The sequence below is a fragment of the Pseudomonas sp. Kh14 genome, assembly GCF_900291005.1.
GTDB lineage: Bacteria > Pseudomonadota > Gammaproteobacteria > Pseudomonadales > Pseudomonadaceae > Aquipseudomonas > Aquipseudomonas alloputida.
The window spans coordinates 165,394-178,883 of record NZ_OLKJ01000024.1; the positions used below are offsets into that span (position 1 = coordinate 165,394).

The following is a 13,490-nucleotide window of genomic DNA, read 5'->3' on the forward strand; positions in this document are numbered from 1 at the left end:
CGTTCACCGTTGCGGCCGCGACCGTATTCGCGGGTAAACCCGCTCCTACACAGATCGGTGGTGGACACAGGTCGGTGGTTGGACACAGGCCGTCGTAGGAGCGGGTTCACCCGCGAAAGGGCCGGCCCTGCTGGCCAATCTCCACCTGCCGTTCACCGTTGTCGCCGCCACCGTATTCGCGGGTAAACCCGCTCCTACACAGATCGGTGGTGGACACAGGTCGGTGGTTGGACACAGGCCGTCGTAGGAGCGGGTTCACCCGCGAAAGGGCCGGGCCTGCTGGCCAATTTCCACCTGCCGTTCACCGTTGCCGCCGCGACCGTATTCGCGGGTAAACCCGCTCCTACACCTGATCGAGGGTGGACACAGGCCGCTGTAGGAGCGGGTTTACCCGCGAAGAGGCCGGCACAGGTTACCGGGTCAGGTGCAGGGCCAACTGCACCAGGCCGATCAATACCGCAATGAACACCAGGGTGAACAGCGCACCCAGCGCGATGAAATGGCTGGCCTTGCCGTGGGTGAAGTCGCGTGCGCGGTTTTTGCCGCTTTGCACGCCGAAGGCGGCAGCGAGAATGCTGTGCAGCATCTGCCAGAAGGTCGGGGGTTTGCCCTGGCTGGAATCATCCATGGTGGCTCCTGGGAAAATCAGAGGCAATCAGGGACAGTGTAGGCAATGGTTGTGAGGTTGCCCGTGCCGGCCTCTTCGCGGGGAAACCCGTTCCGACAGGTAAATGAATGCCCTTGAGGGCTGTTTCATACCTGTGTGGGCAAGCCCGCGAAGAAGCCAACGCAGTCGTTTAGCTGTCATACCCCAGGTTAGGCGCCAGCCAGCGCTCGCTCACGCTGATATCCTGGCCTTTGCGTGCGCTGTAACGCTCGATCTGGTCCTTGTCGACCTTGCCTACGGCAAAATACTTCGCCTGCGGATGGGCGAAGTACCAGCCGCTGACCGCCGCCGCCGGGAACATCGCGAAGTGCTCGGTGAGGTACACCCCGCTTGGCCCGGTTTCACCGATGGCGGTGCCATCGAGCAGGCGGAACAGGGTTTCCTTTTCGGTGTGGTCGGGGCAGGCCGGATAGCCCGGCGCAGGGCGGATTCCGCTGTACTGTTCCTTGATCAGCGCCTCGTTGTCCAGGTGCTCGTCGCGGGCATAGCCCCAGTGCTCTTTACGCACCTGCTCGTGCAGCCATTCGGCACAGGCTTCGGCCAGGCGGTCGGCCAGGGCCTTGACCATGATCGAGCTGTAGTCGTCGCCCTTGTCCTGGTAAGCCTTGGCCACTTCTTCGGCACCGATGCCGGCGGTGGTGATGAAACCGCCTACGTAGTCGGTCACGCCGCTGTCTTTCGGTGCGACGAAGTCGGCCAGCGACCAGTTGGGCTTGCCGTCTGGCTTGATGGTCTGCTGGCGCAGGTGGTGCAGGGTGGCCAGTGCCTGGCCGTCTTCGCCGTAGACTTCGATGTCGTCATCGTCCACCTGGTTGGCCGGCCAGAAGCCGAATACCGCGCGGGCGCTGATCAGCTTCTCGTCGATCAGCTTGTCGAGCATCTCGCGGGCATCCTTGTACAGCGCCGTAGCAGCCTCGCCAACCACCTCGTCAGTGAGGATGCGCGGGAACTTGCCGGCCAGGTCCCAGGAGATGAAGAACGGGGTCCAGTCGATGTACTGGGCCAGGGTGCGCAAATCGATGTCTTCCAGCACCTTGACGCCGGTGAAGGAGGGCACCGCTGGCTGGTAGCTGGCCCAGTCGTACTGCGGCTTGGCAGCGATCGCCTGGGCGTAGCTGAGGCGCTCGGTGCGGGCGCTGCGGTTGGCGGTGCGCTCGCGCACGTCCACGTATTCCAGGCGGGTCTTCTCGACGAAGCCCGGCTTGAGTTCTTTGGACAGCAACTGGGTGGCCACGCCGACCGCGCGCGAAGCGTCGGTGACGTAGATGACTGCGTCGTTGCTGTACTTGGGCTCGATCTTGACCGCCGTGTGCGCCTTGGAGGTGGTGGCGCCACCGATCATCAGCGGCAGTTCGAAGCCCTGGCGCTGCATTTCGCGGGCAACGTGGACCATTTCGTCCAGCGACGGGGTAATCAGGCCGGACAGGCCGATGATGTCGCACTTCTGCTCGCGGGCTGTCTGCAGGATCTTCTCCGCTGGCACCATCACGCCAAGGTCGACGATGTCGTAACCGTTACAGCCCAGCACCACGCCGACAATGTTCTTGCCGATGTCGTGCACGTCGCCTTTCACCGTGGCCATCAGGATCTTGCCCTTGGCTTCCGGCTTGTCGCCTTTTTCGGCTTCGATGAAGGGGATCAGGTGAGCAACGGCCTGTTTCATGACGCGGGCCGACTTGACCACCTGCGGCAGGAACATCTTGCCCGCGCCGAACAGGTCGCCGACCACGTTCATGCCGTTCATCAGCGGGCCTTCGATCACTTCGATGGGGCGCGCGCACTGCTGGCGGCATGCTTCGGTGTCTTCGACGATGAACGCGGTGATGCCCTTGACCAGCGCGTGCTCCAGGCGTTTTTCCACCGGCAGCGAGCGCCACTCTTCGTTTTCCACTTCCTTGGTTGCGCCGCCACCTTTGTAGTCGTCGGCGATGGCCAGCAGTGCATCGGTGCCATGCGGGGTGCGGTTGAGCACCACGTCCTCGACCTTTTCACGCAGCTGGGCCGGGATCTCGTCGTAGATCTCCAACTGGCCGGCGTTGACGATACCCATGGTCAGGCCGTTCTGGATCGCGTGATACAGGAACACCGAGTGGATCGCCTCACGCACCGGGTTGTTGCCACGGAACGAGAACGACACGTTGGACACGCCACCCGAGCTCAGGGCGTGGGGCAGGTGATCGCGGATATAGGCACAGGCTTCGATGAAGTCGACGGCGTAGTTGTTGTGCTCTTCGATACCGGTGGCGACGGCGAAGATGTTCGGGTCGAAGATGATGTCTTCTGGCGGGAAGCCCACTTCGTTGACCAGGATGTCATAGCTGCGCTGGCAGATTTCCTTCTTGCGCGCGGCAGTGTCGGCCTGGCCGACTTCGTCGAAGGCCATGACCACCACGGCAGCGCCATAGCGCTTGCACAGGCGGGCGTGGTGCTTGAACTGCTCGACGCCTTCCTTCATGGAAATGGAGTTGACGATGCCCTTGCCCTGGATGCACTTGAGGCCGGCTTCGATCACTTCCCACTTGGACGAGTCGATCATGATCGGTACGCGCGAGATGTCCGGCTCACCCGCGATCAGGTTGAGGAACCGGACCATGGCTGCCTGGGAGTCGAGCATCCCTTCGTCCATGTTGATGTCGATTACCTGGGCGCCGGCCTCGACCTGCTGCAGGGCGACTTCCAGGGCTTCGGTATAGTTCTCTTCGCGGATCAGCCGGGCGAATTTGGCGGAACCGGTGATGTTGGTGCGCTCACCGACGTTGACGAACAGCGACTGGCGGTCGATGGTGAACGGTTCCAGGCCCGACAGGCGGCAGGCCTTGGCGATTTCCGGGATCTCGCGCGGCTTGTACTTGGCCACGGCTTCGGCAATGGCCTGGATATGGCCTGGGGTGGTGCCGCAGCAACCGCCGATGATGTTGAGGAAACCGCTGGCGGCGAACTCCTCGACCACCACGGCCATCTCGGCCGGGGTTTCGTCGTACTCACCGAAGGCGTTCGGCAGGCCGGCATTGGGGTGGGCGGACACGTGGGTATCGGCCTTGGTCGCCAGTTCTTCCAGGTACGGGCGCAGGTCCTTGGCGCCGAGGGCGCAGTTCAGGCCCACGGAAATCGGTTTGGCGTGACGCACCGAGTTCCAGAACGCTTCGGTGGTCTGCCCCGACAGGGTACGGCCGGAGGCGTCGGTGATGGTGCCGGAGATCATGATCGGCAGTTCGACGTTGTCCTCCTCGAACACTTGCTGCACGGCGAAGATCGCCGCCTTGGCGTTGAGGGTGTCGAAGATGGTTTCGATCAGGATCAGGTCGGCGCCGCCTTCGATCAGGCCGCGGGTGGCCTCGATGTAGTTTTCGACCAACTCGTCGAAGGTGACGTTGCGGAACCCAGGGTCGTTGACGTCTGGGGAAATCGAACAGGTTCGGCTGGTAGGGCCGAGCACGCCGGCAACGAAGCGCGGCTTGTCCGGCGTCTCCAGGGTCTTGGCATCGGCAACCTGGCGAGCGATGCGCGCGCCTTCGACGTTCAGCTCGTAAACCAACGACTCCATGCCGTAGTCGGCCTGGGAAATCTGCGTGGCGTTGAAGGTGTTGGTTTCGAGAATATCGGCACCGGCATCCAGGTAGGCCTTCTCGATGGCGGCGATCACGTCGGGGCGGCTGAGCAGCAACAAGTCGTTGTTACCCTTCACATCGCTTGGCCAATCGGCAAAACGCGTGCCACGATAGTCGTGTTCCTCCAGACGGTAGCTTTGGATCATAGTACCCATGCCGCCGTCGAGGATCAGGATGCGCTCTTTGAGTGCGTTCTGGAGTGCTTGGAGACGAGCGCTGCGGTCGGACATAGGAACTACCTGGTCGGGCGAATATCAGAAGGTGCCGAATCATAACAAAGCTGCGCGGTTTTTAGGCATGTCGCCCATTTGCATGAAAACTGCTCATGTTGGGCCGGCGGAGGCAGCGCAAAGCACCCAGGACGACCAGGCAACAAATCGTGATGGCTTTCAAGAACCAGGACTTTCCGCACATGGTGCATCGTATCCTTGCCGGCGCCTTCGCCCTGCTCATCAGCGGCGCGGTCTTCGGGCAGGCCCCCCAGTCGAGCCCGGCTATTTCCTACACCCGGGACATTCAACCGATCTTTACCGAGAAGTGCGTGGCCTGCCATGCCTGCAACGACGCCGCCTGCCAGCTCAAGCTGGAAAGCCCTGAAGGCGCGGTACGCGGGGCCAGCAAGGTCCCGGTGTACCAGGGCGAGCGGAGCAAGGCGGTGCCCACCACGCGGCTTTTCTACGACGCCCACAGCGAAGAGCAATGGCGCAAGAAGGGCTTCTACTCGGTGCTCGACAACCAGGGCGGTCAGGCCGCGCTGATGGCGCGCATGCTGGAGTTGGGCCACAAGGCCCCGCTTACGCCCAACGCCAAGCTACCCGAAGAGATCGTCCTGGGCCTGAGCCGCAACAACATGTGCCCGTTGCCCCATGAGTTCGACGCCTATGCCGGCGCACACCCCAGGGAGGGCATGCCGCTGGCGGTGACCGGGCTGACCGACGACGAATACGACACCATGCGCCGCTGGCTGGCAGCCGGTGCGCCGGTGGAGTACCAGCCGATCCAGCCTAGCGCGGCCGAAGCCAGGCAGATCGCAGAGTGGGAAGAACTGCTCAACCGCCCGGGTTCCACCGAGGCGCTGGTGGGACGCTGGCTGTACGAGCACCTGTTTTTGGCGCACATCTATTTCGCTGGCGGCGAGCAGGGCCACTTCTTCCAGTGGGTGCGTTCGCGCACGCCAAGTGGCAAGCCGGTCGATATCATTGCCACCCGACGCCCCAACGACCCGCCGGGCACGGACTTCTACTACCGGTTGATCCCGGTGCAGGGCGTGATCGTGCACAAGACGCACATCACCTACCCGATGGGGCCGCAGAAGCTCAAGCGCGTGAAGCAGCTGTTCTATGCCGGCGACTGGCATGCCGCCGCGCTTCCGGGCTACGGTCCGCGCCACCGGGCCAATCCGTTTGAAACCTTCGAGGCGATCCCGGCAGTGGCGCGCTACCAGTTCATGCTGGATAACGCCGAGTATTTCGTGCGCACCTTCATCCGTGGCCCGGTGTGCCGCGGGCAGATTGCCACTGACGTGATCCGCGACAACTTCTGGGCGCTGTTCCAGGAGCCGGCCTTCGATCGCTACGTCACCGATGCCGAGTACCGGGGCGAGGCTACCCCGCTGCTGGCCATGCCTGGTCAGATCGATGACGTGGGCAGTGTGCTGAGCCTGTGGCACGCCTATCGTGACAAGCGCAACGACTACGAGAAACTGCGCCGTGAAGCCTATGCCGAAATGCCGGCACCGAGATGGTCGACGCTGTGGGCCGGTAACGACAACGCGCTGCTGAGCATCTTCCGCCACTTCGACAGCGCATCGGTGACCAAGGGCTTGGTGGGGGATGTGCCGCTGACCGTGTGGTTGTTCGACTACCCGTTGTTCGAGCGCACCTATTACCAGCTGGCGGTCAACTTCGATGTGTATGGCAACGTTTCGCACCAGTTGCAGACGCGCCTGTACTTCGACCTGATCCGCAATGGTGCCGAGGTCAACTTCCTGCGCCTGATGCCAGCCGACCAGCGCAAGGCGATCCTTGGCGACTGGTACCAGAACAGTGGCAAGGTGAAGATGTGGATGGATTATGAAGACATCGACACCGACACCCCGAGCGGCATCAAGCTCGACCCGCGCAACCCCAAACGCGACTTTGGCCTGAAGCTGCTGCAGCGCACCGGCAGCTTGAATGCCGCACCGGACCCGATCAACCGCTGCCAGGGCGCGTTCTGCTCACGGCCGCAGATGAGCGAAGAGTTCCGCAATGCCGAGCAGTCGCTCAGCCGTCTGGTGTCGCGCCCGGCGGCCGGGCTGAAGGTGATCAACCAGTTGCCCGAGGCGACCATGCTGCGTATCGAAGGGCAGGGCGGCCAGCGTCAGGTGTACAGCCTGCTGCGCAACCGCGCGCACAGCAACGTGGCGTTCCTGCTGGGTGAGGCGTACCGCTACCAGCCGGGGCTGGATACCCTGACCCTGTACCCGGGGGTGCTCAGCAGCTACCCGAACTTCATCTTCAACATCCCGACCACGGATGTGCCGGAGTTCGTCGAGGACATGGAGTATGCCAAAGATGACGAGGCGAAGTTCGAGCGCATTGTCATGCGCTGGGGTGTGCGCCGCAGTCACCCAGCGTTCTGGCACTACTTCCACGACCTGAACAGCTATATCAAGGAGACCGAACCGGTCGAGGCGGGCGTGCTGGACATGAACCGCTACGAGAACCTCTGATCGGGTTGGCTGACCATTCCTAGTACCTTGCGGTCGGAACGGGTGGGTGGTCTTGATCGATTGCAAAGGGGGCTGCTTTGCAGCCCTTCGCGGGTGAACCCGCTCCTACACAGGTACGGCGCTGCTCTCAAGGCTGGCGCTGGCCTCTGCACTCGATACGGGCCTCAATGCACCGCCAAGCGCAGGGTATTCCATGCTGTATTCGCTTCAGGCACTGCGGGCGTTCGCCGCCTGGGTGGTGGTCTGCCACCATTTCATGCAGATCTTCTTCGACTTCCACGCCACCGGCCCCATCGGCCAACTGCTCACCGACCGTGGCGCCGTAGGCGTCGACATCTTCTTCGTCATCAGTGGGCTGGTCATCTACCTGTCGACCCGCGATAAAACCATCGAACCGCGCCAGTTCCTGCTCAATCGGGCGCTGCGCATCGTCCCTGCCTACTGGTTCTACACAGCCTTGATGGCCATGTTGCTGCTGGCATTCAGCCAATGGATGCCACATCAGGCGTTTGACTGGCGGCACCTGTTCCTGTCGCTGCTGTTCATCCCGGCGGAAAACCCAGGTGGCTACGGCCTGTACCCGACCCTGAACGTGGGCTGGACGCTGAACTTCGAGATGTTCTTCTACCTGCTGTTCGGCCTGGCCTTCCTGGTACGCCAACGGCATCACCTGCTGCTGGTGACTGCCGCTCTGTTGCTGGTCAGTGAGGTACTGGGGCGCATGGGCGTGGTCAGCCGCTTCTACAACAACGACATCATCTATGAGTTTCTGCTGGGCATTGGTGTCGGCGTCCTGTACCGCCGCGGGCTGATCCGCCAGGGGCGGTGGTTGCCGCTGGCGTTGCTGGGTGTGGCGGGCATGGCGATCTACTGTCTGGACGCTTCCCAGCGCTTGCTGCACTGGGGGTTACCGAGTGCGATGGTCGTCCTGGCCTTCGTGGCCATGGAGCCGCTGTTCCAGGGCAATCGGCTGCTCAAGGCCCTTGGCGACTGTTCCTACTCGGTGTACCTGATTCATGTGCTGGTGCTGTATGCCGGTTGGTTCGCCAGCCAGCGGCTGCAGCTGAACCCGTTCCTGACGTTCGCCCTGTGCGTGCCGTCCATTGGACTAATGTCGTGGTTCAGCTACCAGTGGCTGGAGCGCGGCCTGTACCGGCGAATGCAGGCCTGGCTGGCGGCGCAACGGGGGCCGGCCCCTGAATATGCGCTTTCCCGAGTCAATTGCTAGGACTTTGTTCGAAGGCTGGGTTGGCGTACACTTGGCCGCAAGTCTGTGAGGAACCTACATGAGCGCTATAACCATTACCGACGCCGCCCATGACTACCTGGCCGATCTGCTCTCCAAGCAGAATACGCCCGGCATCGGCATTCGCATTTTCATCACCCAGCCGGGCACCCAGTACGCCGAGACGTGCATCGCCTACTGCAAGCCGGGCGAAGAGAAGCCTGACGACACCGCCGTGGGTCTGAAAAGCTTCACTGCTTACCTGGACGCCGTCAGCGTACCGTTCCTGGAAGACGCGCTGGTCGACTACGCCACCGACCGCATGGGTGGCCAGCTGACCATCAAGGCGCCAAACGCCAAGGTGCCGATGGTCAACGAAGACAGCCCGATCAACGAACGTATCAACTACTACCTGCAGACCGAGATCAACCCCGGCCTGGCCAGCCATGGCGGCCAGGTGAGCCTGGTGGACGTGGTCGACGACGGCATTGCCGTGCTGCAGTTCGGTGGTGGCTGCCAGGGTTGCGGCCAGGCCGATGTCACCCTGAAGGAAGGCATCGAGCGCACCCTGCTCGAGCGTATTCCGGAGCTGAAGGGCGTGCGTGACGTGACTGACCACAGCCAGAAAGAAAACGCCTACTACTAAGTTGAAGGCGGCTCCCTTAGCAACAAAGTGTTACGGTTTCAACCCCTGCGACAACAGGCCGCAGCCCGTATTCAAAGGGCTGCAGGCCATCCCCGCGTTGGTCGGGTAGAACCCCTCTGGGTGTCATGCCAGAATGCCCCGGTTTTTCGACCGGCCCGTCCCGAGGGCCGGCACCTTCCCTTTAAAGGATGGTTTCATGAATGATCTTTTGACCCGGCGTGCGGTTGTCGCCGGCATGGGCGTTCTCGGGCTTGGCCTGCTGGCAGGCTGCAGCCCGGCCCGGGGGCTCGAGTTCAAGTACGGCAAGAACATGAGCAACGAAATCCTCGGGCGCAAGTTCAGCCTCAAAGACCCGCAAGGTAACGTGCGCACCCTGTCGAGCTTCTACGGCAGCATGCCGATGGTTTTCTTCGGCTTCACCCAGTGCCCGGCCGTCTGCCCGACCACGCTGGCGCGGGCGGCGCAAATTCGCAAGCTGCTGAGGGGCCGCGACCGCGACCTGTTCCAGGTGGTGTTCATCACCCTGGACCCGGAGCGCGACACGCCCGAGGTGCTCGATGCCTACGTCAAGGCCTTCGACCCGACGTTCACCGCGCTGACCGGCACCCCCGAGGAAATTGCCGCCGTGGCCAAGGAATTCAAGGTGTTCTACGAGAAGGTTCCGGCCGGAGACACCTACACCATTTCTCACTCGTCCACCAGCTACGTCTACGATACACGTGGCACCCTGCGCCTGAGCCTGGGCCATTCCCTGAACGCCAAGGAATGCGCCGAAGATCTGGTCACCCTGATGGAGATCTGCTGAATGTCGATGCAACCGATCAAACGCGGTTTGGCTGCCCTGGTACTGATGGGGCTGGCCCTGCCGGCCATGGCCCAGACCACCGTGAGTGATGCCTGGGTGCGTGCCAGCGTGCCGCACCAGCAGTCCACCGGTGCTTTCATGGTCCTGACCGCCAGCAGTGACAGCAAGCTGGTGGGTGTTGCTTCGCCCGTGGCCAAAACCGTGCAGGTGCACGAGATGACCATGAACGGTGACGTGATGGGCATGCGTGAGGTCAAGGCTATCGAATTGCCAGCCGGCAAGGCAGTGACCCTGGACCCGAATGGCCTGCATGTCATGCTGATGGGCCTGCACAATCAGGTGAAGGAGGGTGACAAAGTGCCTCTGACCCTGACCATCGAGGATGCCAAGGGCGCCAAGGAAACCCTGGAAGTTCAGGCGCAAGTGCGTGCGCTCAACGCCGACGCGGGTGGTGGGCATGATCACATGCACATGAACCACTGACAGATCAAAGGGCCGCGTTCAGCGGCCCTTTTCTTTTTCAACTGCGCCTTTCAGCTACGAAAGCGCGGCAGCGGTCTGTCGAGGGTCAGCGACGTCAGGGTCTTGCGAACCTGGGCCTCATCGGCCTCCAGTGCCTTCAAGCTAGCGCGGATCTTGCCGGCGGCGGGCACATCGCCCTGCCGGTCGATCCAGTCGGCAATCTCCTTGCAGGCACTGCTCAGACAGGCCTGGCGCTGGTTCATCAACGACAGAAGGGTGGTGAGCTCTCTTTCGGACATGGCAGGATCCTCCATTCAGCCTTGTCAGTGTAGCAGAGGGTTGGCCAGGCTCTTGTGGCCTTTGCAAGGCGCGCTGCGGCAGCTGCCAGTGGCTGCTCTCGCGGCGCGGTAAAAACTCGTTACTTATAAACAGCATGTTTAAAGTTGATGCTCGTGCCGTGCAAGGGATTCAGGGCTCGGTATCTGAAAGTGACCTGTTGAAGTGCTCAACTGCACAGTCTGTAGCTGCTGGCGGGTCTGCATTCTCGAGAGGGCGCTGCGCCCTCTCACGCGCGTAGAGCAGAGTGAACGCAGGCTTGCCGATACGCCCCCGGGGTCACCCCATAGGCTTGTTTGAACTGCCGGCTCAAATGGCTCTGGTCAGCAAAGCCGAGGTCGAACGCCACTTGCGAAGCGGCCAGGCCGTGCTTCAGCATTTCGCGGGCGCGGGCCAGGCGGCGTTGCTTCAGCCAGGCATGGGGTGGCAGTCCGGTGGCCTGGCGGAACACCCGGGCGAAGTGGAACGGCGACAGGTTGACTGCTGCCGCCAGCGCTTCCAGTGAGGGCGGGTCGGCCAGTTGGCTTTCCAGCAGTTCGCGGGCGCGGGCTACGGCCAGGGGTTCGTGGCCAGGGGCCGAAGGCTCGGCGCACTGCCCGTGCCGCTGCACCAGGGCCAGCACCGCCTGGCGCCAGGCCGTCTGCTGCTGCAAGGCGCTGGCGCTGGCTTCGGACAACTGATGCAGCTGGCTGAAAGCGAGGGCCAGGGCCGGGTCATGGATCACGCTGTCCTTGAAGCTGGGCATGCCGTGGCGGCCCAGTTCCAGTTCGTCGAGCACACCGGTGACCCGCTCGTGCTCGGGATAGAAGCCGCGATAACGCCAGCCGGCTTCATGGGCCGTAGCGCCGGTATGCAGTTCGTCGGGGTTGATCAGCACCATGCTGCCGACCGGTGCCAGGTGCTCGCTGCCGCGGTGCCAGAAGCGCTGGGCGCCCGACTCGATCACGGTGAATACATAGCCCTCGTGCACATGCGGGGCGAAGCGCTGCTGATAGTAGCGAGCGTGCAGCATCTCGACGTCGCCAAGGGCTGGCGCCTGCCAGAGGTGTGTCTGCTCGCGCAAGGGCGGGTTCATGCCAGCCAGCTGCGCAGAAGGAAGAAGATCAACATGCTCACCAGCATGCTCAGCAACACGCTGCGGGTCAACAGCACCAGGGCGATGGCCACAAGGGAGCCCAGCAGGTAGGGGTTGAGCAGGCTCAGGTTAAGCTGGTGGTCAGCCATGAAGACGATCGGGCCGCAGATGGCGGTGAGCATGCCCGGCACGGCAAAGCCGAGAAACTGCCGGGCATTCGAGCTCAGGCGCAGGGGCAGGCGCGGCTCCAGGAATGCGTAGCGGTTGAGGAACACGATGGCGCCCATAGCGAAAATCAGGATCCAGGTCATGCGCGGGCTCCGGCGAATTTCTGGCAAATGAACCCGGCGCTCATGCCCAGCAGGCCTGCGACCACCAGGGCAGTTTCCCAGTGCCAGTAACTGAACAGCACTGAACAGAACAGCGACACGGCTACGCACACTACGGTGGCCAGGTTGCGCACCAGGGGCGCGATCAGGGCGACAAAAGTGGCGACAATGGAGAAATCCAGACCGAATTGGTCCAGGTGTGGAATATTCTGGCCTAGCAGTATGCCGGCCAGGGTGAACAGGTTCCAGGCGATGTAGAAGGTCAGGCCAACCCCTAAGGCATACCAGCGGTTGAATTGCTGCTGGTCGTACTGGCTGGTCAGGGCGAAGAATTCGTCGGTCAGCAGAAAGCCCAGGCCCAGGCGCCAGCGCAGCGGCTGGCTGGACAGTACCGGTCGCATCGACAGGCCATACAGCAGGTGCTGCGAGGTAAGCAGCAGGGTGGTGAGCAGGATCGACGCCAGGTTGGCCCCCCCCTTGAGCATGCCAATGGCCACCAGCTGCGCGGCGCCGGCAAAGACGATGGCCGACAGCCCTTGCCCCTGCCAGGCGCTGAGGTTGGCCTCGATGGCCATGGAACCGGCCAGCAGGCCCCAAGGGGCAACGGCCAGGGACAACGGGAGAATGGCAATGGCGCCGTGAAGAAAGGCTTGGCGGGCGATGTGGGGCATGATGGCTGCATGGCGGCTACGTGGCAGACCAGCATGACAGACGGGGCAGGGGATGGCTTGAACGATCTTGCTGGTCGAGGCGTATTCGCCTCAACCTCAGTGGCCAACTGACAACAGGGCCGCAAGGCGGCCCCGAATGACCCTGGGTTATGGGCGGCTGGTCAGCAGCTGTTGCGCCGTTGCGCAGCCATTGATGTCTACGGCTTTCTGCAGCAGGCTCGTGCGCTGCTGTGGGTCGAGGTCGCCAAGCAGGCGGTACACCTCGGCCTGGTAATCGCGCTGACGCCCCCATAGCATTTCCAGGCCTTGTGGCCGGCTGCGGTTGCAAGCCAGGCGTGTGGCCGGTTGCGGGTAGTAGGGGGCGTACACGGTGGCCATGCTGGGGATGGCCTCCAGCGCTGTACGGTACTCGCTGCTGACGTTGTAGGGCCGGCACCAGGTGGCGATGGCGGGCGCCGGTGCGGCAAACCCCTGCTGGAGGCTGGCCTCGAGCAACGGGCAGGCGGCCTCCGGGATTTGCGCGGCGGGCAGGTACGTCATGTAATACAGCGCCAGACGGTACTGTGCGACCGGGTGGCCAAGTTCTACCGATTTTTTCAGCAGGGCAACCGCTGTCGGCAAGGTGTGAGCCATGGCCTGGCCCTGGCGGCTAAGCTCAGGGTCGCCGCCCACTGCGGTGCGCAGCGTGCTGGCAGCGTCGTCCTGGTTGTCGGCCTGCTCCAGTAGCGGCAAGGCCTGACGGTAGAGCAGGTCGGCATGAGGGTCGATGCGTACCTCCAGCGCTTGCGCGGCCAGTGGCATCAGCGCAGCCAACAGCGGGGGCAGGCGTCGCACAAGGCTCACAGGCAAACCCCATGGGTGGCCAAGTACGGATGGACGGCTTCGGTGTTCATGGCGGTCAAACGTGCGCCTCGGGCAAATCGTAACGACGACGTATTCTAGCCACCCAAAGG

The 13,490-nt window shown here is 62.9% G+C and carries 12 protein-coding genes; 5 read left to right on the forward strand and 7 right to left on the reverse strand.

The genetic code is table 11. The features are described 5' to 3' along the window. Positions 1 to 412: 412 nt before the first annotated feature. On the reverse strand, positions 413 to 628 hold the full coding sequence (locus tag FQ668_RS11900) for a DUF2970 domain-containing protein (protein ID WP_004573790.1): 216 nt from the start codon (positions 626 to 628) through the stop codon (positions 413 to 415). A gap of 169 nt (positions 629 to 797) precedes the next feature. Further along, the gene (gene metH, locus FQ668_RS11910; RefSeq protein WP_019437452.1) at positions 798 to 4,505 is read right to left on the reverse strand and encodes a methionine synthase; all 3,708 of its coding nucleotides are present in this window, start codon (positions 4,503 to 4,505) and stop codon (positions 798 to 800) included. A gap of 182 nt (positions 4,506 to 4,687) precedes the next feature. Here metH and FQ668_RS11920 point away from each other — a divergent pair, with 182 nt between their 5' ends. The 5 genes from FQ668_RS11920 (at position 4,688) to FQ668_RS11940 (ending at position 10,147) form a co-directional block, all read left to right on the forward strand. Continuing rightward, positions 4,688 to 6,988, forward strand: coding sequence for a fatty acid cis/trans isomerase (locus tag FQ668_RS11920; RefSeq protein ID WP_026031868.1), 2,301 nt, complete (start codon positions 4,688 to 4,690; stop codon positions 6,986 to 6,988). Positions 6,989 to 7,181: 193 nt separating this feature from the next. After that, positions 7,182 to 8,216: an acyltransferase gene (locus FQ668_RS11925; protein WP_014591628.1), complete on the forward strand. Its 1,035-nt coding sequence runs from the start codon at positions 7,182 to 7,184 to the stop codon at positions 8,214 to 8,216. A 58-nt stretch (positions 8,217 to 8,274) separates the two neighbouring features. Continuing rightward, on the forward strand, positions 8,275 to 8,859 hold the full coding sequence (gene nfuA, locus FQ668_RS11930; RefSeq protein ID WP_003250416.1) for a Fe-S biogenesis protein NfuA: 585 nt from the start codon (positions 8,275 to 8,277) through the stop codon (positions 8,857 to 8,859). A 196-nt stretch (positions 8,860 to 9,055) separates the two neighbouring features. Next, positions 9,056 to 9,664, forward strand: a complete 609-nt coding sequence (locus FQ668_RS11935; protein WP_003250418.1) for an SCO family protein — start codon at positions 9,056 to 9,058, stop codon at positions 9,662 to 9,664. Next, complete coding sequence (locus FQ668_RS11940; protein WP_019437454.1) at positions 9,665 to 10,147, forward strand: copper chaperone PCu(A)C; 483 nt, start codon at positions 9,665 to 9,667, stop codon at positions 10,145 to 10,147. A gap of 50 nt (positions 10,148 to 10,197) precedes the next feature. Here the strand turns inward: FQ668_RS11940 and FQ668_RS11945 are convergent, their stop codons facing one another. The 5 genes from FQ668_RS11945 to FQ668_RS11965 form a co-directional block, all read right to left on the reverse strand. Beyond that, the gene (locus tag FQ668_RS11945; protein WP_003250422.1) at positions 10,198 to 10,425 is read right to left on the reverse strand and encodes a hypothetical protein; all 228 of its coding nucleotides are present in this window, start codon (positions 10,423 to 10,425) and stop codon (positions 10,198 to 10,200) included. 266 nt (positions 10,426 to 10,691) lie between these two features. Continuing rightward, complete coding sequence (locus FQ668_RS11950) at positions 10,692 to 11,537, reverse strand: AraC family transcriptional regulator (protein ID WP_019437455.1); 846 nt, start codon at positions 11,535 to 11,537, stop codon at positions 10,692 to 10,694. Further along, positions 11,534 to 11,848 carry an AzlD domain-containing protein gene (locus FQ668_RS11955; protein ID WP_014591623.1) on the reverse strand — a complete coding sequence of 105 codons (315 nt, stop codon included), beginning with the start codon at positions 11,846 to 11,848 and terminating at the stop codon, positions 11,534 to 11,536. The genes FQ668_RS11950 and FQ668_RS11955 overlap by 4 nt, the downstream gene beginning before the upstream one ends. Beyond that, positions 11,845 to 12,537 (reverse strand): AzlC family ABC transporter permease, encoded by a 693-nt coding sequence (locus tag FQ668_RS11960; RefSeq protein WP_004573762.1) that lies wholly within the window; start codon positions 12,535 to 12,537, stop codon positions 11,845 to 11,847. Before FQ668_RS11960 ends, FQ668_RS11955 begins: the two co-directional genes overlap by 4 nt. A 147-nt stretch (positions 12,538 to 12,684) precedes the next feature. Then, the gene (locus FQ668_RS11965; protein WP_014591622.1) at positions 12,685 to 13,380 is read right to left on the reverse strand and encodes a sel1 repeat family protein; all 696 of its coding nucleotides are present in this window, start codon (positions 13,378 to 13,380) and stop codon (positions 12,685 to 12,687) included. Positions 13,381 to 13,490: the final 110 nt, after the last annotated feature.